The sequence below is a fragment of the Mycobacteriales bacterium genome (assembly GCA_035550055.1).
Lineage (GTDB): Bacteria > Actinomycetota > Actinomycetes > JAFAQI01 > JAFAQI01 > DASZTV01.
In genome coordinates this window covers 22,803-48,880 of the sequence record DASZRO010000029.1, presented here as the reverse complement: position 1 = coordinate 48,880, position 26,078 = coordinate 22,803, and the positions used below count along the sequence as shown (strand labels likewise).

Here is a 26,078-nt window from a genome sequence, read left to right as displayed (position 1 = left end):
GAGCTAGTAGAGCTTGGCTCCGGCCGAGGCCGAGATGAGCGCCTCGCTGAGCGACGGGTGGCAGATCAGCAGCTGCTCGGTGAGCCGTGACGGCTTGTTGAACTCCAGCGGCGAGCCATCGAGCTGGCTGGTGTGCAGACCGGCGGCGGCGGCGACCACCACAGGCGCCGCGGAGTCCCACTCCTTCATCCGGCCGCTGTGCAGGTAGCAGTCGGTCTCGCCCAACACCACCGACATCGCCTTCATCCCGGCGCTGCCGATCGGGGTGAGCGCGCCGGACACTTTCTCCGCGACGTCGACCACCCACGGCGGACGGCGGGTGCGGCTGACCGCGAGCCGCGGCTCGCGCGCCGGGTCGCCTCGCGTCGGCAGCGGGTCCGCCGTCGACAGCGTGATGCCGCGCGCGGGCAGCGCGACGGCGCCGTCGGTCAGCCCTTGGCCGCGCTGCCACAGCGCGACGTGAACCGCCCAGTCGGTGCGGTCCGGCTCGCCGAACTCCGTCGTGCCGTCGAGCGGGTCGATGATCCAGACCCGATCCGCCTCGAGGCGGCGCTGGTCGTCGGCCGACTCCTCGGACAGCACGATGTCGTCGGGCCGCGCCTCGGCCAGCAGCTCGAGCAGGTGCACGTTCGAGTCGTGGTCGCCGGCGTCCCGCAGCTTCCACGGGTCGCTGAAGCCACGGTCGGCGCGCAGCTTGAGCAGCAGCTTCCCGGCGCTGGTGGCCAGGTCGCGCGCGAGCTCGGAGTCCGTGCGGGAGTCGCTCACAGGACGAGCCCGGCGCCGACGGTGGCGCCCGACGACTCGTCGATGACGAGGAAGGACCCGGTGGTCCGGTTGCGGCGGTACTCGTCGGCGAACAGCGGCACCGTCGTACGCAGCTTGACGCGACCGATCTCGTTGAGCGACAACGAGTCCGCGCTCTCGTCGCGGTGCAACGTGTTGACGTCGATCCGGTAGTCCAGGCCCCGCACCTGTGCCCGCGCCGCGCGGGTCGTGTGCTTGATGGCGTACATGCCGCGCTCGCGCATCGGCTCGTCGGCGAGCCAGCAGATCGTGGCGTCGATGTCCTGGCTGACGGTGGGCTGGTTGTGCGGCCGGCAGATCATGTCGCCGCGGGACACGTCGATGTCGTCGGTCAACCGCACGGTCACCGACATCGGCGGGAACGCCTCGGCGACCTCACCCTGCGCGGTGTCGATCCCGGCGATGGTGGCCTTCATGCCGCTGGGCAGCACGACGACCTCGTCACCCGGCTTCATCACGCCGCCCGCGACCTGGCCGGCGTAGCCGCGGTAGTCGTGGTAGGCCGTCGACTGCGGACGGATGACGTACTGGACCGGGAACCGTACGTCGATCAGGTTGCGGTCACTGGCGATGTGGACGTCTTCGAGGTGGTGCAGCAGGGAGCTGCCGTCGTACCACGGCATGTTCTCCGACCGATGGACGACGTTGTCGCCGTGCAGCGCGCTGATGGGGATGAAGGACAGGTCGCCGATGTCCAGCTTCGCGGCGAAGGAGCGGAACTCGTCCTTGATCCGGTTGAACACGCGCTCGTCGTAGTCGACGAGATCCATCTTGTTGATGCAGACCACCAGGTGGGGCACTCGCAGCAACGAGGTGATGAACGCGTGCCGGCGCGACTGCTCGACGATGCCGTTGCGCGCATCGACCAGCACCAGCGCAAGGCTCGCGGTCGAGGCGCCGGTCACCATGTTGCGGGTGTACTGGATGTGGCCGGGGGTGTCGGCGATGATGAACGACCGCTTGGGAGTCGCGAAGTAGCGGTAGGCGACGTCGATGGTGATGCCCTGCTCGCGCTCGGCGCGAAGCCCGTCGGTCAGCAACGCCAGGTTCACGTGCTCGTCGCCACGGGCGCGGGAAGTCCGCTCGACCGCCTCGAGCTGGTCTTCGAAGATCGACTTGGTGTCGTAGAGGAGCCGGCCGATCAGCGTCGACTTGCCGTCGTCGACGCTTCCGGCGGTCGCGAATCGCAAGAGCTCCATCAGTGGTTCGTCCGCATCAGAAGTAGCCCTCGCGCTTGCGGTCTTCCATCGCCGCCTCGGTCAGCCGGTCGTCGGCGCGGGTAGCCCCACGCTCGGTGATGCGGGTCGCCGAGACCTCGGCGATGACCTCTTCGTAGGTCCTCGCGGTCGACTCGACGGCGCCCGTCACGGGGATGTCGCCGACGGTGCGATAGCGAACCGTGAGGGTGACGACCTCTTCGCCCTCGCGCGGCCTGGTCAGGTGACTGACCGGCAACCACATGCCGTCGCGCTGGAACACCTCGCGCTCATGGGCGAAGTAGATGCTCGGCAGCTCGACGTTCTCGCTGGCGAGGTAGCTCCAGATGTCGAGCTCGGTCCAGTTCGACAGCGGGAAGACCCGGATGTGCTCACCCTTGTGGTGCCGCCCGTTGTACAGCGACCAGAGCTCGGGCCGCTGGTTCTTCGGATCCCACTGACCGAACTCGTCGCGGAAGCTGAAGACGCGCTCCTTGGCGCGGGCTTTCTCCTCGTCGCGCCGGGCGCCGCCGAAGACCGCGTCGTACTGGCCCTCGTTGATCGCGTCGAGCAGGGTCACGGTCTGTAGCGGGTTGCGGATCCCGTCCGGCCGCTCGCGGACGCGGCCCTTCGCGATCGACTCCTCCACGCTGCCGACGACCAGGCGCAGCCCGAGCCGCTCGACGGTGCGGTCCCGGAAGTCGAGGACCTCCGGGAAGTTGTGCCCGGTGTCGATGTGCATGACGGGGAACGGGATCGGCGCCGGCCAGAACGCCTTCGACGCGATGTGGAGCATGACCACGGAGTCCTTGCCGCCCGAAAACAGCAGAACCGGACGCTCGAACTCCGCGGCGACCTCACGGAAGATGTGGATCGACTCGGCTTCGAGTGCCTGTTGCGAGCTCAGCTCGTACGTCGAAGGCATGCTCATGACCGCAGACAGGATAGACGGCTGCGCCGGGTCGCGGCCGTCCGGAGGTCCAGCGGCGCTTAGATAGGCCCCATGCCGGTCACCGGGCCTGCGGTCGACGTCGCAATGGTGACCTGGAACACCCGCGACACGACGCTGGCTGCGCTCGCCGAGCTCTTCGCCGCCACGCCGACTGGGATCCGGGTGCTGGTGCGCGACAACGGGTCCGGCGACGGTACGGCGCAAGCGGTCGCCGCGGCGTACCCGCAGGTGGAGCTCGACGCCGGCGGAGACAACCTCGGGTTCGCCGGCGGGGTCAACACGATCTTGCGTCGGTCGAGCGCGCCGTGGGTGCTGCTGCTCAACTCTGACGCGTGGCCCGAGCCCGGCGCACTCGACCGGATGGTGTCCTGCGCGCAACGCCATCCGCGGGCGGCGGCGGTCACCCCGACGCTGCGCCGCCCCGACGGGACGCGGGAGGCGAGCGCGTGGCCGTTCCCGTCCATCCGGGTGACCCTCGCCAGCAACCGCCCGGGCTACGACGCGCTGCGCGGACACGAGGTGGAGCGCCAGGTGGACTGGGCGGTGGGAGCCGCAGTGCTGCTGCGCCGCGCGGCGGTCGACGAGCTCGGCGGGCTCGACGAGTCGCTGTTCATGTACGGCGAGGACCTCGAGTGGTGCTGGCGAGCCCGCGAAGCGGGCTGGGAGGTTTGGCTCGCGCCCGACGCCGTCGTACGCCACATCGGCAACGCTTCCGGGGCGCAGCGCTACGGCACCCGCTCCCCCGCGGCGTGGATCCCCAACAGCGTCGTGGTCTACCGGCGCCACCACACCGCGGCCGCGACCCGGTTGTGGCAGGCGACGAACGCGCTGGCGTGCCGTCGCGTCGCGCGATCGGCGAGACGCCGCGGCGACGTGACCCGCGCCGAGATGTTCGATCTGCAGGCGCAAGCCTGGGCTCACCCCGATCGGTTCGCGGAGCGTCAGCCGTGAAAGTCCTCGTCCTGATCAACTTGTACCCGCCGCACGCGGTCGGTGGGTACGAGCTGTCCTGCCGCGACACCGTCGAGTCGTGGCGGGCGAACGGCCACGACGTCACCGTGCTGACCACGACCACGACGTTCCACGATCCGGCGCAGGACGAGGCCGAGGCGCACGTCCGCCGCCTCCTGGAGTGGTACTGGCACGACCATCAGCTGCGCCGGCCGCCGCCGCGCGAGCGACTGCGGATCGAGCGCGAGAACCAGCGCCACCTGCAAGAGGTGCTGGCGGAGGTCGAGCCCGACGTCGTGTCGCTGTGGGCGATGGGCGGCATGTCGGTCGGCCTCGTCTGGACGTGCGTCGAGCGTTCGTACCCGATCGTCGCGGTCATGGAGGACGACTGGCTGGTCTACGCGCCGAACGTCGACGCGTGGACCGCCGCGTGGGGCAGGCGCCCTCGCTGGCTCGGCTCGCTGGTCACCCAGCTGACCGGGCTCCCGACGGCGGCGCCGAAGCTGCCGCCGACCGCGATCGTCGCGTTCGCCAGCGACTACCTGCGACGGCGGGCCAAGGCCGAGGCGACGATCACCTTCTCGAAGTCGCAGATCGTGCCGCTCGGCACCGACCCGGCGGACTTCCCTGCCCGCCGACCGACGCCGCGACCGTGGACCGGCAAGCTGCTGATGGTCGGGCGCGTCGAGCCACGAAAGGGCTTCGACATCGCCGTACACGCCCTCAGCGACCTGCCTGACGCGACCCTGCACATCGTCGGCGCGGGCGACGGCCGCCACCGCGAGGAGCTGTTGGTGCTGGCCCGCCACCTCGGCGTCAACGACCGGCTGACCTGCGTCGACTTCGTCGCCCGCAACGAGCTCGCGGGCGTGTACGCCGCGGCCGACGCGCTCCTGTTCCTGTCGCGGTGGGAGGAGCCGTTCGGCCTCGTGCCGCTCGAGGCGATGACGCAGGGCACGCCCGTCGTCGCGACCCGGCGCGGCGGCTCGGCGGAGTTCTTGACCGACGGGTTGAACTGCCTGGAGGTCCCGATCGACGCACCGGACGCCGTCGCGGCGGCGGTGCGAGCGCTCGGCTCCGACGAGGCGCTGCGGCGGCGGCTCATCAACGGCGGCCTCGCCACCGCCGCGAACTACCGCGTCGACCGCTTCGCGAACACCTTGGAGGACATCCACCTCGCCGCTGCGGGGACGTCGTGACCGAACCCCGGATGGCGAGCGCCGTACCGATCGCCACCGCGGAGAGCCCCAGCTTCGCCGGCGCGGCGCCCGCGGTGTCCGTCGTCGTCTCCAGTCACAGCAGGGCGAGCCTGCTCGCCGGCCTGCTCGATGCGCTCGCGGCGCAGGACCACCCCGACTTCGAGGTGGTGGTGTCCGACAACGGCTCCGAGGACGGCACGTGGCAGGTGCTGACCGAACGCTGCGCGCAGGACGCGTTGCGGTTGCGGGCGCTGCGGCTGGCGTTCCACGACGGACCCGCCGTCCCGCGGAACACCGCGATCGCGCAGTCCCGGGCGCCGCTCATCGCGTTCACCGACGACGACTGCCTGCCGACCCCTGGATGGCTCACCGGGCTGGTCGGCGCCTTCGACGACTCGATCGACATCGTGCAAGGCCGGACCAGCCCGGAGCCCGGCGGCTGGGCCGGGCCGTGGGGGCGCAGCCTCGACGTGCCGAACCCGTCCGGCTTGTACGAGACGGCCAACCTCGCCCTCCGGCGTGACGCGTTCGTGCGGGCGGGCGGTTTCGGGGCGAAGCGGCTGCTGTCCGGACGGGCGTTCGGTGAGGACGTCGTCCTCGGCGCCACGGTCGCGGCGACGGGTGGCTTCCGCTTCGCGCCGGACGCGCAGATGCATCACCGCGTGATGCCGGGCACGTACGCGAGCTTCGTGTCCGAGCGGCGACGGCTTGCCGGGTTCCCGCAGCTGCTGCGCCTGGTGCCGCAGCTGCGCTCGCGGGCCTACCTCGGTGTGTTCCTCGGCAAGCGGCGGGCGATCACCGACCTCGGGGTGGCCGGCTTCCTCGTCGCGGTCGGGCTCGCTGCCGCTCAGCTGTGGGTCGGGCTGGTCGCCCTGCTGCTCATGCTGCCGTGGGGACGGACGCTGTGGCGCGAGGCTGTCGGCTACCCCGGCGCCCCTCGTCCGGTGCGGGCGATGCAGCTGCTGGTGGCGGACGTGGTCGGCTGCGCGGCGCTCGTCAGTGGAAGCGTGAGAGCCCGCCGCCTCCTCCTATAGGGCGATACGGATGTGCCATCCGCTCTTCCCTATTCTCAGCGGGTGCGCGTGCTCATCCTGTGCGGCGGGCGAGGGGTCCGCGCGTGGCCGGCTACCGCCGACGTGCCCAAGCCGATGCTCCAGGTCGGCGACCGTCCCGTGCTGCACCACGTGATGGACATCTACGCCCGTCACGGCTTCACCGACTTCGTCCTCGCCGCCGGCTACCGCCACGACGTGATCGAGTCCTACCGCGGGTGGCCGACCGAGTGGACGGTCGACGTCGTCGACACCGGCGACGAGGCCGACACCGGCGACCGGGTCGTGGCCTGCCTCGACCGCGTCGGTGACGAGTTCTTCGCGACGTACGGCGACGGCGTCGGAAACGTCGACATCGCCGGGCTCGCCGCGCGCCACACGGCACACGGCGGCGGCGCGACGGTCACCGTGGTCCCGCTCCCCTCCCAGTACGGGACGCTGGTCGTCGACGAGGCGGGTCAGGTCACCGACTTCCGCGAGAAGCCGGTGCTGACCGACCACCTCATCAACGCCGGGTTCTTCGTGTTCGACCGAGACGCCGTACGGGACTGCGCGGGAGGCAGCCTCGAGCGCGACATCCTGCCGTCGCTCGGGGCCCGTGGTGCGCTGTTCGTCTACCGTCACGATGGCTTCTGGAAGTCGATGGACACCCAAAAGGACGTGAGCGACCTCGACGCTCTCGCCCGAAGAGAGGAACCACCGTGGCTGGCGTAGACAGCGCACTCGCGGGCAAGCGGGTGCTGGTGACCGGTGCGTCCGGCTTCATCGGTTCGCACCTGACCCGCCGCCTCGTCGCCGACGGCGCGATCGTGCACGCGCTGACGAGCACCGTGTCCTCGGTCTACCCCGCGCGGCTGCTGGACATCCGCGAGTCGCTGTCGATGCACGAGGCCTCACTCGACGACCGCGGCGCGATGGAGCTGCTCGCCGACGAGGTCCGCCCGGAGTACGTCTTCCATCTCGGCGCCTACACCCACGTCGGCAAGTCGTGGAACCGCGTCGACGAGTGCATCCAGACCAACATCCAGGGCACGGTCAACCTGCTGATGGCGGTCGAGCGGGTCGGCTTCACCCGCTTCCTCAACACCGGTACGTCGGAGATCTACGGCGACATCGACGTGCCGTTCCGCGAGGACGCGACCGTCCACCCGATCTCGCCGTACTCGGTGTCCAAGCACGCCGCGGAGGAGTACTGCCGCCTGTTCGCCGACGCCCGGGACCTGCCGCTGGTCCGAGTTCGGCCGTTCAACGCCTACGGACCGATGCAGTCGCCGGACCGAGTGATCCCCGAGATCATCTCCCGGGCGGTGCAAGGCCAGCCGCTGAAGATGACCCAGGGCAGACAGACCCGCGAGTTCAACTACGTCGAGGACCTCGCCGACGGGTTCGTGGCACTCGCGACGGCTCCGGGCATCGACGGCGACCTGTTCAACCTCGGCTGCGGCCGCGAGGTGTCGATGCGCGAGATCGCCACGACGATCCTGGAGCTGATGGGCAACCCGATCGAGGCGGAGTTCGGCGCCCTGCCCGAACGCCCGATCGAGATCTACCGCATGCACGCGGACGTGACGAAGACCCGCGAGCGGGTGGGCTGGACCTCGACGGTCTCACTCGAAGACGGGCTCGAGCGCACGATCAACTGGTACCGGGACGCGCTGGCCTCCGGCACCTCGCCGTTCGCCAGCTAGCCGGGTCCGCCTTGCGGATCGCGGTCGTCCACCCGTTCACGTGGGCCGACGTCCGTCGCGGCGGTGAGCGCTACGCCCACGACCTGGCGTGGTGGCTGGCCGCGCAGGGACACGCCGTCGACTACGTGACCGGCGGACCGGCGCACGGAGTCACGACCGACGGCGGGGTGCGGATGGTGCGGCTGCACCACCGCCACGGTGACCGGCTCACCGGCTGGGGCCTGGACAAGACGCAGACGTTCGGGGTCACCGTGCTGCCGTGGCTCGCCCGACACCGCTACGACGTGGTCCACGCGTTCGTGCCGTCCGCCGCGGTCGCCTCCCGCATGGCGCGCCAGCGGACGGTGTTCACGGCGATCGGTCACCCCACCCCTCACAACGTCGGCTCCGCGCGCCGGCTGCTGGTCGCGGCGAGCCGGGCGGCGCACGTGACGACGGCCCTTTCCCAGTCGGCCGCCGACGGCCTGGCCGCAGTGGTGGGGCGTACGCCGCTCGTCCTGCCGCCCGGCGTACGCGCGGACGTCTTCACTCCCAACATCGCACCGCGCCTCGGCCCCGCCCGTCTGCTGTTCGCGGCACAGGCGGGCGCGCCTCACAAGCGCCTGACCGACCTGCTCGCCGCGATGCCACAGGTGCTGGCCGCCCAACCGCAGACCCGACTGGTCATCGGCGGGGGCGGCGCCGTACCCGGCGGGCTGCCCGCCGAGGTGGCTGCCGCCGTCGACGACATCGGGACCGGCAGTCTCGACGACGTGCCGCAGCGCTACCGCGACGCGACCGTGACGGTCCTGCCGTCACAGGACGAGGCGTTCGGGCTGGTGCTGGTCGAGTCACTCGCCTGCGGTACGCCGGTCGTCGCGGCGCGGTCCGGCGGGATGCCCGAGATCGTCGGCACAGGTGCCGGGGTCGGGGCGCTGACACCGGTGGGCGACCCGGCCGCCCTGGCCGACGCGATCCTCGCCACGATCGGCCTCGCCGCCGATCCCGAGACGCCGGTGCGATGTGTCCGGCACGCCGAGCAGTGGAGCTGGGACCAGGTCGGCCCCCGGCACGTGGCCGCCTACGACACGGCCCTCACGACCCCCTCCGCCCGTTCGAAGTAGCACACAGAGTCGGTGGATCTGCGGGGGTTCCGCACTTCCTGTCCGTATCGCGGGGGGCTTTGTGTGCTACTTCGGAACGAGGCGGCGCAGCCGTCCGAGCGCCCGGCGGGCCGGATCGGTGCCGTGCGAGTGGTAGATCACGAAGTGGCTGCGGCCGTAGTGCTTCGAGTAGTGCACCAGCCCCTTGCGGGTGACGTAGTCGAGCAGTCGCTCGATCGGCAGCGGCTTGTGCACGTGGACGTCGTTCGGCGACGGTTCGAGGAAGTTGATCGCGACCAGGTCGGCGGTGGCCTCGAGCGAGGCGAGAAAGCCGAACGGGTCCTCGACGTGCTCGATCACGTCGAAGCAGTAGGCCAGCTCGAAGCCGCCACGCACCTCGCCGTCGACGTCGTGCACCGCGGCGTCGATCCCGCGCTGCGCCAGCCGCCAGCGCAGGTACGCCGTGCTCGGGTTGGCGAAGTCGGCGAACTCGACGCGATAGCCCGCCGCCAGGAACCGCAGCCCGTCGCTGCCGATGCCGCAGCCGTAGTCGAGCAGCCGTGACCCGCGCCCGATGCGCCGCATGATGGCCTCGCGATAGGGACGCTTCGTTCCCGACATCGCAAAGACGGTGAGGTCGTACAGGTACGCCGTCGAGGTGCGGTAGAAGGTCAGCTCGTCGGCGGCAGCCTCCTCCTCGGCGTCGACCGCCTGCTGGTGTCCCCGCAGCTTCGCCTCGTCGTAGTCGTCGCCGAGATAGGCCTTCAGCTCGGCGAGCTCCTGCTCGGCCTCGAACGCGTCGAGGTAGACCGGCGCGAACCGGGCGAGCCAACGGGCGACCGAGCGCCGCGGCCGGCCCTCGACGGCACGGAACTTGTTCGCGTAGTACGGCGCGAAGTCCGGGTGCTTCACCGTCAGCTGGAACTCGCCCTTGGCGATGCCGCGCAGCCTCGCGGCGTACGACGCCTCGTCGTAGGAGTGCAGGTGCTCGGCCCGCGCCTTCGGCTCGTAGCGCAGCGACATGCCGGCGTCACGCAGCCGGTAGGCGAGATCGAGGTCTTCGTAGTAGTAGGAGAACGCCGGGTCGAAGCCGTCCGCCGCGTCGAACAGCGCGCGCGGCAACGACACGTTGCAGGAGTAGAACCGGCCCCACCCCGCGTCGTCGGCGATCCCGGCGAGCTCGAACTGCATCCCGGCCCGGTCGATCCACTCCAGCAGCGAGGTACGCGGGACCTGCGGGTGCCAGTCCACGCTGCCGAGGACCGCGACCGTCGGCCCGCCCTCGGTGCGATGCCGGTCGAGATGACTCTCGACCAGCCGCCGCGTCGGGATCATGTCGTCGCCGAGGAACAGAACCAGCGGCGTCGCGGAGGCCGCCACGCCGGCGTTGCGGGCGACACCCGGGCCGCCGTGCGCGACCTGGATCACCCGCACCCAGTCGGGCAACGGCGGGACGACCTGGTCGTCGCCGTCGACGACGACGACGGCCGAGAACCCCTGCACGCTCTGGGCGGCGAGCGCGCGCAACGTCCGGGCGAGGATGTCCCAGCGGTCCCGGGTGGGGATGACGACGGTCAGCTCCTCGGGCGCGGTCATGAGTCGGCCTCGTCGTAACCGAGCTCGCGCAGCAGCGGGCCGGCGAGACTGTCCAGTGCCGCGCGCTCGGCCGCCGGCAACGACCGCCACTTCCCGCTGCCGATCTCGCCGCTCGCCGGCAACGGCGTGACGCGCTGCGTGGCGCGCGAGCGCAGCTCCGCCAGCGCCGCTTCCGAGCTCGGTACGCCGAGCCAGGACCACAAGCCGGTCGTGACCGCCGACGGGTCGGCCAACAGGTCCTCGTAGCGGACCTGGGTGAAGCGCCGCAACCCGCCCGCGGCCAATCGGATCGCCGACACGGCTTCGACCCACTCCTGCGCGGCGCCGGCCAGGTCAGCGCCGTCTCCGCGCGTCAGCGACAACGACAGCGCCGCGTCGCGGCCGTCACGCACGATGTGCACGTAGCGCGCGTCCGGATAGAGCCTTGCCAACACGGGCAGCTGCCACGCTGTCGTCGGGGTCTTCTCGCAGACGTGGGTCGCGCCGGGTGCGACCCGGTCACGCATCGCGACGAGCAGGTCGTCGCAGAACGCCCGCATCGCCGACAGCGTGACGTTGTCGCCGGCAAGGGCCCGGATCTGGTCCGCCCACACCGGCGCGATGTCGGGGAACAACCAGGTCTCGCCGGTCTCCGTGCCGGCGATCAACGGGCTCGCGCACAGCAGCCGGTGCAGCCATGTCGTCCCGCTGCGTGCCGCTCCGAGGACGACGACGAGCCGGTCGCGCAGCGCGCTGTCCGAGACGCGGGCGCGGCGGCTCCCGACGCGGCGCGGCCACAACCGGGCCCATCGCGGCGGCGCCTCGATGCGCTCGGCAGCGACCGCGGCCACCCGCGCCGCGACCGCGCGCGGGTCCTTGGTCACGTCGCGGTCGGTGACCACCAGGTCCGGCGACGCGGCGGCAACCCGGTCGCTGGGTACGCCGTGCGCCACCGCGACCACGACCGCATCCGGCCACACCAGCCGGACGTACGGGCCGAGCAGCTCCGCGTCGGCGACCACGTCCACGAACACCGACGAACCCGGCCGCAACGCAGCGGCCACCAGCGAGTCCGCCAGCCGGCGCAGCGCGTGCATCAGGTGCTCGTGGTCGACCAGCGCGGACACGCCGGCTTCGCCCTGGCCGGATTCGTGCCCCCAGAACAGCCGGGCGAGCCGGCTCGGCAGGTCGACCCCGGTCGGCGCCGACCAGCCGGACATCCGGCCCAGTGCCGCCCGCAGCTGCTCGCCCGACTCCGCGCTCTCCGCCAGAACGAAGACCGGCAGGTGGGGGGCGCCCGGTTCGCTCACGAGTCCGCGCGGTGGAAGGTACCGCCGAGATCCGCGACCCCCGACGCGAGACCGCGCCCCGACACGTAGAAGGTCACCGGCACGGCGCGGCCGAGCACGACGCTGTTGCCGCCGTCGGCGCTGTGCAGGGAAGCCGTCGCGTAGTACCCACCGCTCGGCAGCGTCAGCGCAAGGCGGGTCTCGTACGTCGCGACCTCGTTCGCCGCCAGCGGCGGGAACGGGGTCATCAGGTTCGTGTCGGAGTACACGACGGTCCCGGCCTCGGTCGTGATCGTCATGCCCATCACCGGGTGAGCGATCGCGGTGGTCGCCCGCACCCGCAACCGCAGCACGACGTCGTCACCGCTGTCGAAGTGCAGCACCGGCTCGCCGGTCGCGGCGTTGTGCAGGCTCAGCGACTCGATGTCCGCGCCGTGTGTGGCGAGCTCACCGGTCGACGGATCGGCCATCGCCTCGCTGCCCACCACGTTGTAGAACTCCGAGATCGCCTCGAAGGTCGGCCCGTCGAAGATCTTGTGGCCGTGGCTCATCACCAGGGCTCGGTCGCAGAACCCGCGTACGACGTTGAGGTTGTGGCTGACCACCACGATCGTGGTCCCGTTGGCGCGGATCTCCTGCATCCGCGCGAAGCACTTCAGCTGGAAGGCGAAGTCACCGACCGCGAGGACTTCGTCGACGAGCAGGACGTCGGGGTCTGCGGCAACCGCGACGGAGAAGCCGAGCCGCACGAACATCCCGGACGAGTAGAACTTCACCGGGGTGTCGATGAAGCTCTCCACCTCGGCGAAGTCGACGATGCCGTCGAGACGACGGTCGATCTCGGCGTTGCTCATCCCGAGGATCGTCCCGTTGACGTAGATGTTCTCCCGGCCGGTCAGCTCGGGGTGGAAGCCCACACCGACCGAGATCAGCGGCGCGACCTTGCCGCGGACCTTGACGACGCCGCTCGACGGCGCGGTGACCCCGCACAGCAGCTGGAGCAGCGTCGACTTGCCGGCGCCGTTGCGCCCCAGCACGCCGAGGCTCTCACCGGCGTGGACGTCGAGATCGACGTTCTCGAGTGCGAGCAGGCTGCTGCGGCGGCTGCGCGCGCGCAACCGCAGCGCGTTCGCGAGCATGGGCTGGTCGTCGTACTTGACGTAGCGCTTGCTCACCTCGCGCAGCGAGATGACGGGCTGGCCGGTCACAGCAGATCGACGAACACTCGGTCGCGGCGGCACTGCAGCCAGAACCCGATCCCGCCGAACACCACGCACCAGCAACCGCACGCGACGACGGCCAACGTCAGCGCGGAGTCGGCGCCGACGGTTGCGGCCCGGAAGATCTCGATCGGTCCGGCGGCGGGCCCCATCGCGATCAGGGTGCGCAGCACGTGGTGATGTGCCGACAGCCGCGACAGCGGATAGATGATCGGCGTCAGATAGAAGCCGACCGACAGCACCGCCATGACGATGTAGCGGATGTCGCGGAAGTACACGTGCAGCGCCGACAGGCACAACCCGACGCAGACGACGAGCAGCACCGCCAGCGCGGCCCCGGGGAAGACGAGCAGGAACGACACCCCGATCCCGCTGCCCACGACGAGTGACATCAGCAGCAGCAGCATGATGCCGATCGCGAACGGATACATCGCGGAGGCCGCCGTGACGAGGACCGGGAGGGCGCGCGGGAAGTAGATCTTGCCGGCCAGCGCGACGTTGTCGACGATCGCCGTCGCCGCGGACGGCCCGGCGTTGGCGAGGTAGTTCCAGGGGACGAGCGCCGAGTAGAGGAACACGGCGTATGCCTGCTGCGACGAGGCGTAGCTGCGACCGATTCCGACGACGTGGGTGAACACGACGGAGAGCACGACAGCTTGCACGAGCGGCACGCCGACCGCCCAGATGACGCCGAGCACGGTACGGCGGTACCGCACGTAGAAGTCCTTGCGAGCCAGGATGACCAGCAGCTGGCGCGCGGCCCAGAGCTCCCGAAGCATGACGCCGGGTGGGGTGGCAGGCCCACGCAGCTCGAAGCCCGGCTCGGGCTCACCCGCGGCCGAGCCGGCCGCGGTCGCCAGCGTCGCGATGTGACCCTCCTCCGTCGAGCTGCGCCTTGTGACTCCCGGCCAACATCGTTTCACGAGTGCCGCGCCCGCACCCGGTCGCGAACGTCCGGGCCGACGCCCGGCTCAGTCGGAGAACGGGCCGGGCCAGATGCCCGGCGGCGGCGGCGTGCTGGCACTGCCGGTCCGGCGGGCGACCATCAGCAGGTGGCAGCCGAGCCGGTTGACCAGCGGCAGCGCCCCACAGACCGCCTCGATGGCGTCGGCGAGGCGCTGACCGCGCTCCCCCTGGCGGTCGAGCCAGCGCGCGGTGCGGCTCTGCGGCGGCGGGAACTCGAAGCTGCCGGCCGCGATGGTGTCCAGCCCCGCCGCCGCGAACATCCGGCGGGTCTCGGCCTGCTTGTGCCAGGTGTGCGGCACCCACGCCGCAGCCACGCCCTCCTCGAGCAGGGCCGGGCTGACCGGCTCCGGCCACACCCACGGCCGGTGCGAGATCAGCCGGTCGCGGCGGAAGCCGAACGCCTTCTCGGCGTAGGCGAACGGATCCGACAGCGGGAAGCGCAACGGCATCTCCGAGGCGTTGTTCGTCGTCATCACGAGCACGCCTCCCGGCTTGAGCACCCGCGCGATCTCCCAGACGGCGAGCTCGGGACGCAGCAGGTGCTCGATGACCTCGGTGAAGACGACGACGTCCACGCTCGCGTCGGCGAGCGGCAGGTGCTCGCCGTCGCCGCGGACGAAAGACCTGCGTAGCGGCGCGTCGCGGTCGGCGTGACGCTTGGCTGCCGCCTCGATGTGGTGGCCGCCGAAGTCGAGCCCCACGTAGCGCGCGGCGACGTCGAGCAGCTGGTCGGCCGCCAGCGCCGACCCGCACCCCACGTCGAGCACCACGCCTCCGGGCGGGAGGTGCCGGCGCGCCGCCGTACCGACCAGCGTGTACCGCATCTCGTGGCGATGCCCGTGGTAGTCACTCCACAGGTCGAGCTCCTCCTCGACCGTGGGAACCGACTCGTTGTAGTGGCGGGAGAAGATCTCCGGCGTCGCCGTACGCAGCAGCTCCCACTCGTGTGCGGTCGCGGCGAGGCCGCGGCGGCGGTAACGCGAGTACGTCAGCGACCACACGCCGACGAGGGCGACCAGGAAGACGATCCGCAACCACCAGGGGTCCATCGGCAGCGCGGCCGCCACGATCAGGACCACCGGAAGGCCCAGTCGAGCCAGCCTCCCGGCAGACGCGTCCATCACGTCATTCTGCCGTTGTGCGAGGGTGACGACCGTCATGAAGGTGGCGCACTACATCGACCGCTGGCTCGACCTGTCCGCCGGGTTCGTCGCGGCGCACGTCCGGAACTCGCGCCATCGGTCGGTCGTCATCAGCCGGCAGGGGTGGTGGCACCTAGAGGCCTACGACCTGCGCCCGCGCTACACGCTGTGCCATCTGCGCGACCGCGTCCCCGACCGCTACAAGTACGCCGCGCTGCGGGCGCAGCTCGGACCGCTGCTCGCGCTCACCCGTAGCGAACTGCTCCACGTCCACTTCGGCTACGCCGCCCCGGACGTGCTCGACAGCGTCGGCAGCCGCCCGTACGTGCTCTCGCTGCACGGCCAGGACGTCACCGGCCTGGTCACCGAGAAACCCGGCTACTACGACCGGGTCGTCGGCCGGGTGGACGCCGCGATCGTCCCGTCCCGGTTCCTCGCCGCCGCCGCCAAGGCCGTCGGGTTCACCGACGAGCAGATCCGGGTCATTCCCAGCGGCGTCGACACCGAGTTCTTCTCGCCCGCGCCGCTGCCCGACGGACCGCCGACAGTCACCTACGTCGGGCGCCTGGTCGAGAAGAAGGGACTGGACGTCCTGCTCGCGGCCTGGCCCGAGGTGCTCGCGGACGTGCCCGACGCCCGGCTGCGGGTGCTGGGTGACGGTGATCTCGCGCCGCTGCTCGCCGATCCGCCGCCGTCGGTGACGCATCTGCGGCCGCAGGTGGCGCGCCGTCACGACCAGGTCCGCGACGAGCTGCGGCGGGCGAGCGTCGTCGTCACGCCGAGCCGGACCGGCCGGACCGGGGACGCGGAGAGCCTGCTGCTGGTCAACCTGGAGGCCGGCGCGACCGGGCGGCCGGTGGTGTCGACCCGTCACGGCGGCATCCCGGAGTACGTCGAGGACGGGCGTACCGGGCTGCTGGTCCCCGAAGCGGACCCGTCGGCCCTCGCGGCCGCGCTCATCCGGCTGCTGCGTGACCGTGACCTCGCCAGCCGGCTCGGGGCGGCGGCGATCGACCACGTGGCGCAGTGGGACGTGCGCCGCTGCACCGCCCGGGTCGACGCCCTCTACGAAGAGCTGCCGCGCCGACGGTGAGCCGCGGGGCGGAAGTGGCCGCCCTCGACGGGTACGACGAGCGCGGTCACCATTCCCCGGACCATGCCGCCGAGCCTCAGCACGGAACCCGCCGCTCGCAGCCAGTCGCGCTTGCCGAGCTCGCGGCCGATCGAGGCGAGCCCCCAGCGCCACAGGTCGTCGGCGGCGACCACCCGGAACCGGCGGCGGTCGGTGCGCGCCAGCTTCGCCAGCCGGGCACCGGCGCCGCGGCCGTAGCTGTGCTGGAGCGCGATGTACTGGCGGGCCCGCCGCCAGTGCTCGTGGTAGGCCGCGGCGGCGGGCTCGTACCAGCCGTGCGCGCCGGTCGCCAGCACCCGGTCGAGCAGGTCGGGGTCCTCGCCCGCCGGCCAGCGGGTGCCCGGCCCCATCGCCTCGTCGAACCCGCCGACCTGCGCGAGCACGGCGCGATGCATCCCGAGGTTCGCGCTGTGACCGAGCGCCCCGCCGGAGCTCGCGTCGTACTCCTGGGGTGACGGGTCGTCCTTGACCGTCAGCGACAGCGTCCCCTGGCCCTCGGGCAGGTCGATCCGGCCGGCGACGAACGCCGCACCCGGGTGGGAGGCGAGCGCGCGTGCCATCGCATCGGCCCATCCGGGGCGCACCCGCACGTCGTCGTCGACGAAGGCGACGAGGTCGTGGGCCGCCTTTCGCCACCCGAGGTTGCGGGCCCGCGACACTCCTCGCTCGTCGGCGACGAGCAGGGTGGCGCCGTGCCGGCGGGCGACCTGCCACACCGGCTCCGGTTCGGCCGAGCCCGACTCGACGACGACGAGCTCGTCGGAGTCCGCCAGCGCCGCGCGCAGGCTGACCAGTGCCGCGTCGAGCAGCTCGGGTCGCCCGCAGGTCGCCACGACCACCGACAAGGCCGGTCGCGGCCGGCGTGTCAGGTCGACGCCGCTGGTGCTCACTCGCGCGCCCGGTAGTGGCCGTCGTCGATGGGGACGAACAGCGCCCGCAGCAGCCCGACCGGCATCGCGACCAGCCGGAGGAACGTCCCGAGAGCCGGGTAGCCCTGGCCGGCCCGCAGCTCGCGCATCAGCTCGCGCCCGCTTCCACCGAAGTAGTCAGCGGTCACCAACCGGGCGCGTCGCCGGTCCAGCCGCCACAGCTTGGCCAGCCGGGCGCCGGCGCCGTACCCGTAGCGGAGGTCGAGCAGCAGCAGCCGGCGAGGCCCGCGCCACTGCGCGTGCCAGGCGAGTGCCTTCGGCTCGTAGCGGCCGGCGTAGCCGGCCGCAAAGCAACGGTCGAACAGGTCGTGCTCCGGCGCGGCACCGAACCGCCCGCCGGTGCCCATCGACTCGTCCCATCCGCCGATGCGGTCGAGGACCGGCCGCCGGATCGCCAGGCTCGCGCCGTGGCCGAGGTTGCCGACGCTCGTCGCGTCGTAGGTTGCCGGGAGGTCGTCGCGTTTGATCGCGACATCGCGTGAGGGCTGCTCGCCGTCCGGCGGCAACACCCGTCCGGTGACGAAGCCGATGTCCTCGCCCGCCGTCACGGCGGCGGCGAGGGCGTCGCGCCAGCCGGCGTCGACGACCACGTCGTCGTCGGTGAACAGGACGACCGAGTGGCGGCCGGCCCGCCAGCCGGCGTTGCGCGCCCGGTTGACGCCGGGAAGCGGGCATCGAACGACGCGCGCCGCAGCGCCCGTCGCGACCGCGGCCACGGCGTCGCCGTCCGTGGAGGCGCTGTCGACCACGACGAGCTCGTCGCCGGGGCGCAGCGCGCCGCGAACCGACGCGAGACACGCCGCCAGCTGCTGCGGGCGGTCGCGGGTCGGCACCACGACGGTCACCGCGGCGACCCCGCTCTCCTGCACCGCCGCAGACTGCCACACGCACCCGAGACGGACGCCCACGGAGCGGACCTCGGCACGTCCAACGGCCGCTCCCGGTAGCGTGGCGCGCGTGCTGGCCGACGAGGTGAGGACCGCTCCGCGTCCCCGCAGGCGCCTCCCGATCGAGGTCAGCGCCCTGACCGTCATCCTCGCGCTGGTGCTCTCGCTGCTGGCCGGAGCCGGCGCGGCGCTCTACCAGCGGTCGAAGCCGACCCACTACATCAGCTACTCGATCATGCTGATCGACCAGCCGCTGCAGGTGCTCCAGGACACCGGCGACGCGACTCTCGCCAAGCTCCAGCGGCTGCGCTTCTACTACGCCGGCCTGCTCCAGACGCAGGTCATCTCGGCCCCGGTCGCGCAGCAGGTCGGCCTCCCGGTCGGCGAGATCGAGGGAGCACTGAGCTCGCTGATGTCGCCGTCGACGTTCACGATCGACCTGTTCGCCCAGGGCCAGAACCCGCAGCAGGCGGAGACGATCGCCCAGGCCGCAACCAACGAGCTGATCACCTACGTCCGCCAGCAGCAGTCGAAGCTCGGCATCCCGTCACCCGATCGGGTGACGCTCACCGAGGTCAGCAACCCCGGGCTCGGTATCAAGGTGGCCGTGTCGACGAAGAAGGAGCTGGTCTCGGCAGGGGTCGCCTTCGTCGTGGTGTGCGCAGCGTTCCTGATCGTCGCGGACCTGCTGCGCCGTCGCTGGTAGCCGGCGAAAGCCGCGGGGCGTAACCAATGGGCGTACTGCTGATCGACGGCGGCACGCTGCTCGGCGTACTGATCTGCCTGTACTCCCGCCCGACGGCGGTGGTCGGGCTGCTCGTGGCCTCCACGATGCTCGTCCCCGCGACGCTCGTCGCGCCGCACATGCTCACCTCCTACGCGACCGTCAACCACGTCCTGATCGGCGCGGCGGCGGTGCGCCTGGCGACGATGGGCAAGCAGGGCGGCTGGAACCGGCTGTTCCGGTCCACCCCGCTGCATCTGGCGCTGGCGCTGCTCGTCGTGACATGGACGACCAACGGGCTGGCGTTCGCACCCCCCGGCGGCATCCCCACGGTCGGTTTGCAGCGCTTGATCAACCTGGCGTTCGTCGCCGGCTTCTACGTCGTGATGCTCGCGTTGTGCCGATGGGTCGACAACCCGCGGTTCGTCGTGAAGACGGTGCTGGTCAGCTTCGGTGTGTCGGCGGCGATCGCGATCCTCGAGCACTTCACCAGGCAGTCCTACGGCGAGCACCTGTTCAACCTCGCCGGCGAGTCCGGGTCTACGACGGCCGCGCACGTGCTGGAGACCCGCGCCGGGCACCTGCGGGTGCGCTCGAGCGCCGAGTTCGCCCTGGGCTATGCGTGGGTGGCGATCATGGTGCTGCCGCTCGCCACCATCTACCTGCTGCGGGCCAAGCGCTTGGTGACGTGGAGCATCCCGCTGATGCTCCTGACGTTCGCCGCGATCTACTGGACCTACGCCCGCAGCGCCGCGGCCGCGATCCCGGTCGTCTTCATCCTGCTGGCGATCCTGCTCATGGAACGCCGCGCCGTGCTGCTCGCCTCGTCGAGCGTGCTGGTGGCGGTCGGGTTGTTCTTCTTTGACGGAGCGATCCGGCATCACCTGTCGCTGAAGACCGACCAGGGATCGGTCGGCGTCCGCTTCCAGCGGCTGCCGCCGATCCTCGACGCGGTCTCCCACCACGCCTACCTCGGCCTCGGCATCGGCGGGTTGCAGACGATCGGCGTACCGACGACCGACAACTTCTACCTCTACGCCTACGGGGACACCGGCGCGGTCGGCGCGGCCATCCTGCTCGTCGTGTGCGTCACCGCACTCTTCCAGTCCTGCCGCGGCATCCGGCTGCTCGACAAGACCCGGCGCACCATCGTCGTGGGCTGCGCACTCGGCTTCCTCGCGTTCTTGTTCAGCGGCCTGGTCGACGACGCGCTGTTGCTGAGCCAGCCGGCCGAGCTCGCGATGCTCATGGTGGCGCTCGCCACCGCGACCGCGGAGCCGGAGCTCGGCCGGGCGCTGATGCCGAAATGGTCGTTCCGGCGGATCGTGACGTTCTCCTCGGCCGGCGCGCTCGTCGGCCTGGCGGCGATGCTGCTCGCCCCGGTCACGGTTTCCCAGGAGCGGCAGTTCTCGACGGTGACGCCGCAGCGCAACACCGGCGTCTACGACGCGGTCACCTCGGGTCGGCTGCTGATCGCCACGGTCTGCCAGGTGGCCGACGACCTCCAGCAGTCGATGGGGGTGCACATCTCATGTCTGGACGACTACGGCGCGGCCGGTGTCGGCACGATGCGGATCAGCTCACCGAGCGCCGATCGGACCCTCGCGGCGTACTCCCACCTGACCGCGACGCTGCGCCAGGCCTCCTACCTCGACGCGTTCCAGACCCTCGTCTACACCCCACCGGTGAAGTCCCGGGCCACCTTCTGGCGGACCGCACCGGCGTCGGGCGCCGCGGTGGGTCTCGCGATCGGGTTCATCGCCCCGCTGCCGTATCGGCGCCGGCGGCGGCCGCTGCCCGAGCCGTCGGCGTTCAGCGACGACCTGTTCGACCTGCATCTGGTCGACGACCCGGTCCCCGTGGGGGCTAGAGGCGGCTGATCAGCGCCAGCCGCGCGGCCGCCGCCTGTTGCGGCGTGTGATGGGCGAGTACGGCGGCGCGACCAGCGGCTGCCATCTCGGCGCGCCGCGCCGGGTCGCCGAGCACGTCGATCAGCGCCGACGCGAAGCCCGCGTCGTCGGCGACGGCGACCGCCGGCTCCGCGACCTGGATGCCCTCGACCCCGGCGCGGGTCGTGACGACCGGCAGCCCCCAGGCGAGCGCGTCGAGCACCTTCATCTTCGGGCCACTCGTCGGCGGGCACGGGAAGGCGAGCACGGCGGCCCGCCGCAGCGCGTCGCTCGGCGTGGCCACCTCACCGACGACCTCGACGCCCGGGGGAACCGCCCGGTCGCTCATGCCGCGTCCGGCGATCAGCAGCTTGGCGTCGGGCAGCGCCTCACGCACGGTCTGCCAGTGGGTGAACAGCCGGTGCGAAGCCGCCTGGTTCGGCTGCCACGCCCAGTCGGCGATCATGACCGCGACCGGCTCGGCCACCGGGTCGAGCGGCGCGACCGGGATCGGCAGCGTCACCGGACACAGCTCGCCTATCCCGGTCACACGCGCCACCCGCGCGGAGAACGTGATCGCGACGTCGGCGTGACGCACGACGTGGCGCTCGGCCCGCATCGACTGCATGACGGCGGGTCGCGGGCGGCGCAGCGCCACCGCGTCGAGCCGCTCCGAGTGATAGATCGTGACGCCGCGCTTGGCGGCCTGGGCGATCGCGGCGTAGGACTCCGGTTCCTCGGCCCACGCCACCGCGTCGGCGCTCGGCTGCCAGCCGACCGAGGCCAGCCCGGCACGCGGACGCACCAGCGTCGCCGGCTTGCGGCGCCAGCCGCCCGGGTCGTGATACGGCGAGCAGCGCACCCACGGCGGCGGCGTCAGGCCGTCGGGCGGGCTACCCCAGCACCAGGCGGTCACGTCGTGGCCCTGCTGCCGGACGGCGTCCCAGATCGCGAACACGTGGCGGCCGGTCGCGGTCCCGTCGGGGTGAGGCAGATGCCACGTGACGACCTCGATCTTCACGACGCCGCTCTCACGTCGGCGACCCGCGCCCACAGTCGCTCGAGCGCTCGCGCGTTGTCGTCCCAGCTGAAGTCGGCGACAACGCGCTCACGCGCGGCCGTCCCCGCCGTACGCAGTGCCGCCGGGTCGCGCAGCAGCGCAACGATCGCGGCAGCCGCCGCGTCGAGGTCGGGGGCCACCGTCAGGCCGTCGCCCGCGCCGATGCCCTGAGCTCCGGCGGCGGAGGCAACCACCGGCCGGGCAGCCGCCATCGCCTCGAGGACCTTGTTCTTGATCCCGGCGCCGGAAGTCATCCAGTCGACGTGCACGCTCATGTCGAGGAGGGCGTCACGGATGTCGTCGACGTCCGCGCGAACCTCGACGGCCGGTCCCGCCAAGTCGCGTACGAGGCTCGGTGGCCGCCGGCCGGCGAGCAGCACGCGGACGCCGGGCACGCTCGCCCGGACCCGCGGCAGGATCTCGGTGACCAGCGACACCGCCGCCGCGACGTTGGCCTGGCTGTCGAACACGCCGTGAAAGCCGATCACCGGCGGGTCCGCAGCAGGGTCGGTCGGGTCCGGGCCTGGCTCGACGCCGTTGGGGATGACCTCGACGGTGGTCGGCGCGGCGACCGGACGAAGCGCTTCGGCGTCGGCCTCGGTGACGACGACGACTGCGGCGGCAGCCGGGTAGTGCCGTTGCTCGTGGCGCGCCACCCGGGCCGGCTGGTTGCGATCCAGGCACCGTCGCAGCGGGGAGGTCCGGCGGTTGGCGAAGTTGAGCGCCCACGGGTCGACCGCGACGTGCACCGCGGGGACGGCGCCCGCTCGCTCGGCCAGCCGGGCGGTGCCCCAGCCGTGCAGATGGACCACGTCGGCGCCGCGCTCGATCGCGTCGTCGAAGGCCGCGAGCAACCCAGCCCGTTCGACGAAGCGGACGTGCGCCGGCTCGCCGTGCCGGGCCGACCAGCCGAGCCGGAACAGGTAGTCGGCCAGCGGTGAGACCTCGGGGCCGAACCAGCTCACGCTCGCCTCGGCGTACCGGCCGGCGGCCTCCGGCACCGGCGACACCTCGGGCACCGGAGCGCCGGCGGCGAGCAACGTGATCTCGTGGCGCCCGGCGAGGCGGCGCAGCTGGTGGTCGAGGATGAAGGCGGCGCCGTCCGTCGTACGCCAGGGCTCCCAGGCGCTGACCACCACGACCCGCACGCGAGGACGCTACCCGCGTGAGCGGATGGCACATAGCTACTGCCGTAGCGGTACGCAGGTGCCACCGGTATCGCCGGAGCAGTACCTATGTGCCGTTCGCTCACGGGAGAATGGGGAGGTGGTGACCGTTGCGGTGGTGGTGTGCTCCCGCGACCGGCCGCAGCGGTTGCGCGAATGCCTGCCGGCCCTGATCGCCCAGCAGGCCGACGAGCTCCTGGTGGTCGACTCCGCATCGACCGGCGAGGCCACCCGAACGGTCGCCGCCGACCACGGGCTGCGCTCGACGCGGGTGGACCGGGCCGGGTTGGCCCGGGCTCGCAACGCCGCGTTCCGCGCGACGACAGCGGACGTCGTCGCGTTCACCGACGACGACTGCACCCCTCAGCCCGACTGGGCGGCAACCATCCGCGACCGGTTCGCCACGGCCGCGCTCGACGGCGAGCGGCTCGGGTTCGTCACGGGGCAGGTGGTGGCCGCCGGCCGAGGTCAGCCGGTCTCGGTGCTGCTGGACGCGGTCCCTCGCAGGTACGCCGGAGGCGACGACGCGAGCCACATCGGGCACGGCGCCAACCTCGCCGTGAGCCGGGCGTGCTGGACCGAGCTCGGCGGGTTCGACGAGCTGCTCGGGGTCGGCGCCCCCCTGCGAAGCGCCGAAGACACCGACCTGATGTGGCGGGCGATGCGCGAGGGCTGGGTCGGCCGCTACGAGCCCGCCGCCGTCGTGTCGCACACCCAGTGGCGCAGCCGGCGGGACGCGCTGCGCGCGTCGTTCGGGTACGGCGTCGGCGCCGGCGCGCTTCGGCACAAGGTGGCCAAGCTCGCCGGCCACCAAGCCGGTCGCCGACTGACCGACGCGAGCCTGCGCAGCACCGCACGGCAGGCCGCGACCGACGCCCGCAACGGTTACGAGTTCGGCGTCGCGGTGAACGTCGCACGCGGACTCGGCATCGCGGTCGGCCGGGCCCGGGCCGCCAGGCTGGCGATCGTCGACGGGCAGCTGGTCGCGCGATGACCGGTCTCGTGGTCGACGGCCGGTTCCTGACCGCACGACCGACCGGACTGCATCGCGTCGCCCGTGGCTTCCTGGTCGCGGCGCGTGACGCGGGCGTCGAGTTCGAAGTGTGGACTCCGGGCCGCGTCGACGACCCGCTCGCCGACCGGGCGTTGCCGGTGCCGAACGGCCGGATCGGCGGTCGGTTGTGGGAGCAGGTCGTGCTCCCGGCGGCGGCGCGCGGCAGCACCATCTGGTCGCTGACCAACACCGCGCCGGTCGCCCGCCCGGGCGTCGTCGTCGTCCACGACCTCGCCGCCGCCGTCGGACCGCACTGGTTCGCCGGATCGATGCGGCTCTACGCGCGCACGGTGCTGGTCGCGGCGCGACGGGCACGTCAGGTCATCACGGTGTCCGCCGCCGTCGGCGACGAGCTCGCCGCGCACGGCGTGGCCCGCGACCGCATCACGGTGGTGCCGCCGGCCGTCGACGAACGGTTCCGGCCTGCCTCGCCGGCCGAGGTTGCCCGGGTCCGCGACAGCTTCGGACTCACCGAGGACTATGCGTTGCTGGTCGGCTGGGCCGACCCGCGCAAGGACGCGGCGACGGCGGTCGCGGCCCACCGAGCCGTCGTCGACGAGCTGCAGCACGACCTGGTGCTGGTCGGCTCGGGCCACCCGACGTTCGCGCCGGTGCACCTGCCCGACGCCCCGCGGGTGCGCACGATCGGCCATGCCGGCGACGACGACCTGGTCGCGCTGCTCACCGGCGCGAAGGTGCTGCTCTACCCGAGCCGGTACGAGGGGTTCGGGCTGCCGCCGCTGGAGGCGATGTCGTGCGGCACTCCGGCGCTCGTCAGCGACATCCCCGCGCTGCGGGAGAGCACGGCCGGCACCGCCAGAGTGGTACCGCCGGGTGACGTGGCCGCGTGGGCGGCGGCGCTGCGGGATGGGCTGCTCGACCGGCTCAGCCCCGCGACTCCTCCGAAGCGGTCTTGGCAAGACGTGGGGCGGCAACTGGCAGCTTCGCTACCGGCAGGATCGGCCGGGCCACGCCGCCGTTGAGGACGACCTCCTCCATGACGTCGTCGAGCCGGCGTACGAAGGCCTCTGCGGCGAACTGCTGAGCGCGACGGCGCGTCGCGCGACGCGAGACCAGCCGCCCGTTCGGCCCGTCGGCGGCAACGATGCTCATCTGCTCCGCGAAGGCCCACGGCGTGGGCGGCAGCAGCCAGCCGGTGACGTTGTGGATCACGCTCTCGCGCGGCCCACCGGCGTCGACGGCGAGCACCGGCGCACCCGAGGCCATCGCCTCGAGCGGCACGATCCCCCAGTCCTCGTTGGGCGCGGTGAACACGACCGCCATGCACCGGGCGTAGAGCGAGGCGAGCTCTTCGTCGCTCGGGTGGATCAGGAACTCGACCGGCAGGCCCGCCGCGTGCTGGCGCAACGTCTGCAGGTACGGCCGGCTCTTGCTGTCGACGCCGCCGGCCACCACCATCGAGGCGTCCATGCCGTTCTGACGCGCGACGCGCAGCGCCTGGATCGCCAGCTCGATGCGCTTCTCCCACATGATGCGGCCGGCGACGAGGAAGAAGTTCTCGCGCGGCAGCGTCGGGTGCAGCGTGAACTGCTCCAGGTCGACGCCCGGGTGCAGCACCTCGATCTCCTCGGCGGGCAGCCCGGCCCGCTCGATGCGGTGCGCGGTCTCCTGGCTGTTGGCGAGCACGTAGGAGTAGCGCTTCCACATCCGCCGGTCGACCGCCTTGAAGCCGGGCGCGAGCGCGAGCAGCGCGGCGTACTTGCGCAGGCTGCGCGAGCGCAGCGCCTGGCGGGTGACCGGGTCGTGCAGGATCTTCAGCGGCGTGTGGCAGTAGCAGACGGTCGGCAGGTCGTTGCGGGCGACGACGAAGTCGCCGAGACCTTCGGAGGAGACCAGCAGGCCCTGCTCGTCGTGCAGCGGCAGCTCGGTGCGGCTGATCCGGTACGCCGCTTGCGCGAGCGCCGGAAGTGCCCGGCGGACCGAGACCTGCGGCTCGAGGACGACGATGCGGGCGTCGCGCAAGCCCGGGAAGGTGCCCGCCGAGTCGTAGTGGTGGGTGTAGAGCGTCCAGTCGTGGCGGCTGCGGCTGGCGATCTCGTGAAGCGTGCGTTCGATCCCGCCCGTGACGTAGATCCACGGGTGGTAGAGCGCCAACTTCAC

At 72.0% G+C, this 26,078-nt stretch carries 23 protein-coding genes and 1 pseudogene; 11 read left to right on the top strand and 13 right to left on the bottom strand.

The features are described from left to right. Positions 1-3 precede the first annotated feature (3 nt). From VG899_04835 to cysD, 3 genes and pseudogenes are all read right to left on the bottom strand, one after another. Complete coding sequence (locus tag VG899_04835) at positions 4-765, bottom strand: 3'(2'),5'-bisphosphate nucleotidase CysQ (protein ID HWA65677.1); 762 nt, start codon at positions 763-765, stop codon at positions 4-6. Between the two features lie 2 nt (positions 766-767). Then, positions 768-2,003: pseudogene (locus tag VG899_04830) on the bottom strand (GTP-binding protein). 16 nt (positions 2,004-2,019) lie between these two features. Continuing rightward, the gene (cysD, locus tag VG899_04825) at positions 2,020-2,931 is read right to left on the bottom strand and encodes a sulfate adenylyltransferase subunit CysD (GenBank protein HWA65676.1); all 912 of its coding nucleotides are present in this window, start codon (positions 2,929-2,931) and stop codon (positions 2,020-2,022) included. Positions 2,932-3,003: 72 nt separating this feature from the next. Between cysD and VG899_04820 the strand changes: the two genes are divergently transcribed. From VG899_04820 to VG899_04795, 6 genes are read left to right on the top strand one after another with little or no spacing between them, the layout of a single operon-like run. After that, positions 3,004-3,903, top strand: a complete 900-nt coding sequence (locus VG899_04820; protein HWA65675.1) for a glycosyltransferase family 2 protein — start codon at positions 3,004-3,006, stop codon at positions 3,901-3,903. Further along, positions 3,900-5,102 carry a glycosyltransferase family 4 protein gene (locus VG899_04815; GenBank protein ID HWA65674.1) on the top strand — a complete coding sequence of 401 codons (1,203 nt, stop codon included), beginning with the start codon at positions 3,900-3,902 and terminating at the stop codon, positions 5,100-5,102. The genes VG899_04820 and VG899_04815 overlap by 4 nt, the downstream gene beginning before the upstream one ends. Further along, positions 5,099-6,136 (top strand): glycosyltransferase family A protein, encoded by a 1,038-nt coding sequence (locus VG899_04810; GenBank protein HWA65673.1) that lies wholly within the window; start codon positions 5,099-5,101, stop codon positions 6,134-6,136. Before VG899_04815 ends, VG899_04810 begins: the two co-directional genes overlap by 4 nt. 42 nt (positions 6,137-6,178) lie before the next feature. Continuing rightward, positions 6,179-6,868, top strand: coding sequence for a sugar phosphate nucleotidyltransferase (locus VG899_04805; GenBank protein HWA65672.1), 690 nt, complete (start codon positions 6,179-6,181; stop codon positions 6,866-6,868). Further along, positions 6,856-7,842 (top strand): GDP-mannose 4,6-dehydratase, encoded by a 987-nt coding sequence (locus VG899_04800; protein HWA65671.1) that lies wholly within the window; start codon positions 6,856-6,858, stop codon positions 7,840-7,842. The genes VG899_04805 and VG899_04800 overlap by 13 nt, the downstream gene beginning before the upstream one ends. A gap of 11 nt (positions 7,843-7,853) precedes the next feature. Further along, positions 7,854-8,945, top strand: a complete 1,092-nt coding sequence (locus VG899_04795) for a glycosyltransferase family 4 protein (GenBank protein ID HWA65670.1) — start codon at positions 7,854-7,856, stop codon at positions 8,943-8,945. Between the two features lie 66 nt (positions 8,946-9,011). Here the strand turns inward: VG899_04795 and VG899_04790 are convergent, their stop codons facing one another. The 5 genes from VG899_04790 to VG899_04770 are packed head-to-tail and all read right to left on the bottom strand — an operon-like array spanning position 9,012 to position 15,134. Beyond that, on the bottom strand, positions 9,012-10,520 hold the full coding sequence (locus tag VG899_04790; GenBank protein ID HWA65669.1) for a glycosyltransferase: 1,509 nt from the start codon (positions 10,518-10,520) through the stop codon (positions 9,012-9,014). Next, positions 10,517-11,809: a sulfotransferase gene (locus tag VG899_04785; protein HWA65668.1), complete on the bottom strand. Its 1,293-nt coding sequence runs from the start codon at positions 11,807-11,809 to the stop codon at positions 10,517-10,519. Before VG899_04785 ends, VG899_04790 begins: the two co-directional genes overlap by 4 nt. Continuing rightward, a complete protein-coding gene (locus tag VG899_04780) occupies positions 11,806-12,996 on the bottom strand; it encodes an ABC transporter ATP-binding protein (GenBank protein HWA65667.1) in 1,191 nt (396 codons plus the stop codon). Before VG899_04780 ends, VG899_04785 begins: the two co-directional genes overlap by 4 nt. Next, on the bottom strand, positions 12,993-13,931 hold the full coding sequence (locus VG899_04775) for an ABC transporter permease (GenBank protein ID HWA65666.1): 939 nt from the start codon (positions 13,929-13,931) through the stop codon (positions 12,993-12,995). The genes VG899_04780 and VG899_04775 overlap by 4 nt, the downstream gene beginning before the upstream one ends. A 48-nt stretch (positions 13,932-13,979) precedes the next feature. Continuing rightward, a complete protein-coding gene (locus tag VG899_04770; protein HWA65665.1) occupies positions 13,980-15,134 on the bottom strand; it encodes a methyltransferase domain-containing protein in 1,155 nt (384 codons plus the stop codon). Here VG899_04770 and VG899_04765 point away from each other — a divergent pair. Next, positions 15,121-16,209 (top strand): glycosyltransferase, encoded by a 1,089-nt coding sequence (locus VG899_04765; GenBank protein HWA65664.1) that lies wholly within the window; start codon positions 15,121-15,123, stop codon positions 16,207-16,209. The two genes, VG899_04770 and VG899_04765, sit on opposite strands and share 14 nt — an antisense overlap. On the opposite strand, the gene VG899_04760 is transcribed toward VG899_04765, so the two are convergent. Both VG899_04760 and VG899_04755 read right to left on the bottom strand, forming a co-directional pair. Next, positions 16,182-17,138, bottom strand: coding sequence for a glycosyltransferase (locus tag VG899_04760; GenBank protein ID HWA65663.1), 957 nt, complete (start codon positions 17,136-17,138; stop codon positions 16,182-16,184). The genes VG899_04765 and VG899_04760 overlap by 28 nt on opposite strands. Further along, positions 17,135-18,085, bottom strand: a complete 951-nt coding sequence (locus VG899_04755) for a glycosyltransferase (protein ID HWA65662.1) — start codon at positions 18,083-18,085, stop codon at positions 17,135-17,137. The genes VG899_04760 and VG899_04755 overlap by 4 nt, the downstream gene beginning before the upstream one ends. A gap of 49 nt (positions 18,086-18,134) precedes the next feature. Here VG899_04755 and VG899_04750 point away from each other — a divergent pair, with 49 nt between their 5' ends. Together VG899_04750 and VG899_04745 are read left to right on the top strand one after the other, a co-directional pair. Next, positions 18,135-18,770, top strand: a complete 636-nt coding sequence (locus VG899_04750) for a hypothetical protein (GenBank protein ID HWA65661.1) — start codon at positions 18,135-18,137, stop codon at positions 18,768-18,770. Positions 18,771-18,796: 26 nt separating this feature from the next. Continuing rightward, positions 18,797-20,668: an O-antigen ligase family protein gene (locus VG899_04745; GenBank protein HWA65660.1), complete on the top strand. Its 1,872-nt coding sequence runs from the start codon at positions 18,797-18,799 to the stop codon at positions 20,666-20,668. Here VG899_04745 and VG899_04740 read toward each other — a convergent pair. Beyond that, a complete protein-coding gene (locus VG899_04740; protein HWA65659.1) occupies positions 20,655-21,698 on the bottom strand; it encodes a glycosyltransferase in 1,044 nt (347 codons plus the stop codon). The genes VG899_04745 and VG899_04740 overlap by 14 nt on opposite strands. Continuing rightward, positions 21,695-22,885, bottom strand: a complete 1,191-nt coding sequence (locus VG899_04735) for a glycosyltransferase (GenBank protein ID HWA65658.1) — start codon at positions 22,883-22,885, stop codon at positions 21,695-21,697. Before VG899_04735 ends, VG899_04740 begins: the two co-directional genes overlap by 4 nt. Positions 22,886-23,003: 118 nt before the next feature. Here VG899_04735 and VG899_04730 point away from each other — a divergent pair, with 118 nt between their 5' ends. Continuing rightward, on the top strand, positions 23,004-23,897 hold the full coding sequence (locus VG899_04730; GenBank protein HWA65657.1) for a glycosyltransferase: 894 nt from the start codon (positions 23,004-23,006) through the stop codon (positions 23,895-23,897). Continuing rightward, positions 23,894-24,940 carry a glycosyltransferase family 1 protein gene (locus tag VG899_04725; protein ID HWA65656.1) on the top strand — a complete coding sequence of 349 codons (1,047 nt, stop codon included), beginning with the start codon at positions 23,894-23,896 and terminating at the stop codon, positions 24,938-24,940. Before VG899_04730 ends, VG899_04725 begins: the two co-directional genes overlap by 4 nt. Here VG899_04725 and VG899_04720 read toward each other — a convergent pair. Then, complete coding sequence (locus VG899_04720; GenBank protein ID HWA65655.1) at positions 24,843-26,078, bottom strand: glycosyltransferase; 1,236 nt, start codon at positions 26,076-26,078, stop codon at positions 24,843-24,845. The two genes, VG899_04725 and VG899_04720, sit on opposite strands and share 98 nt — an antisense overlap.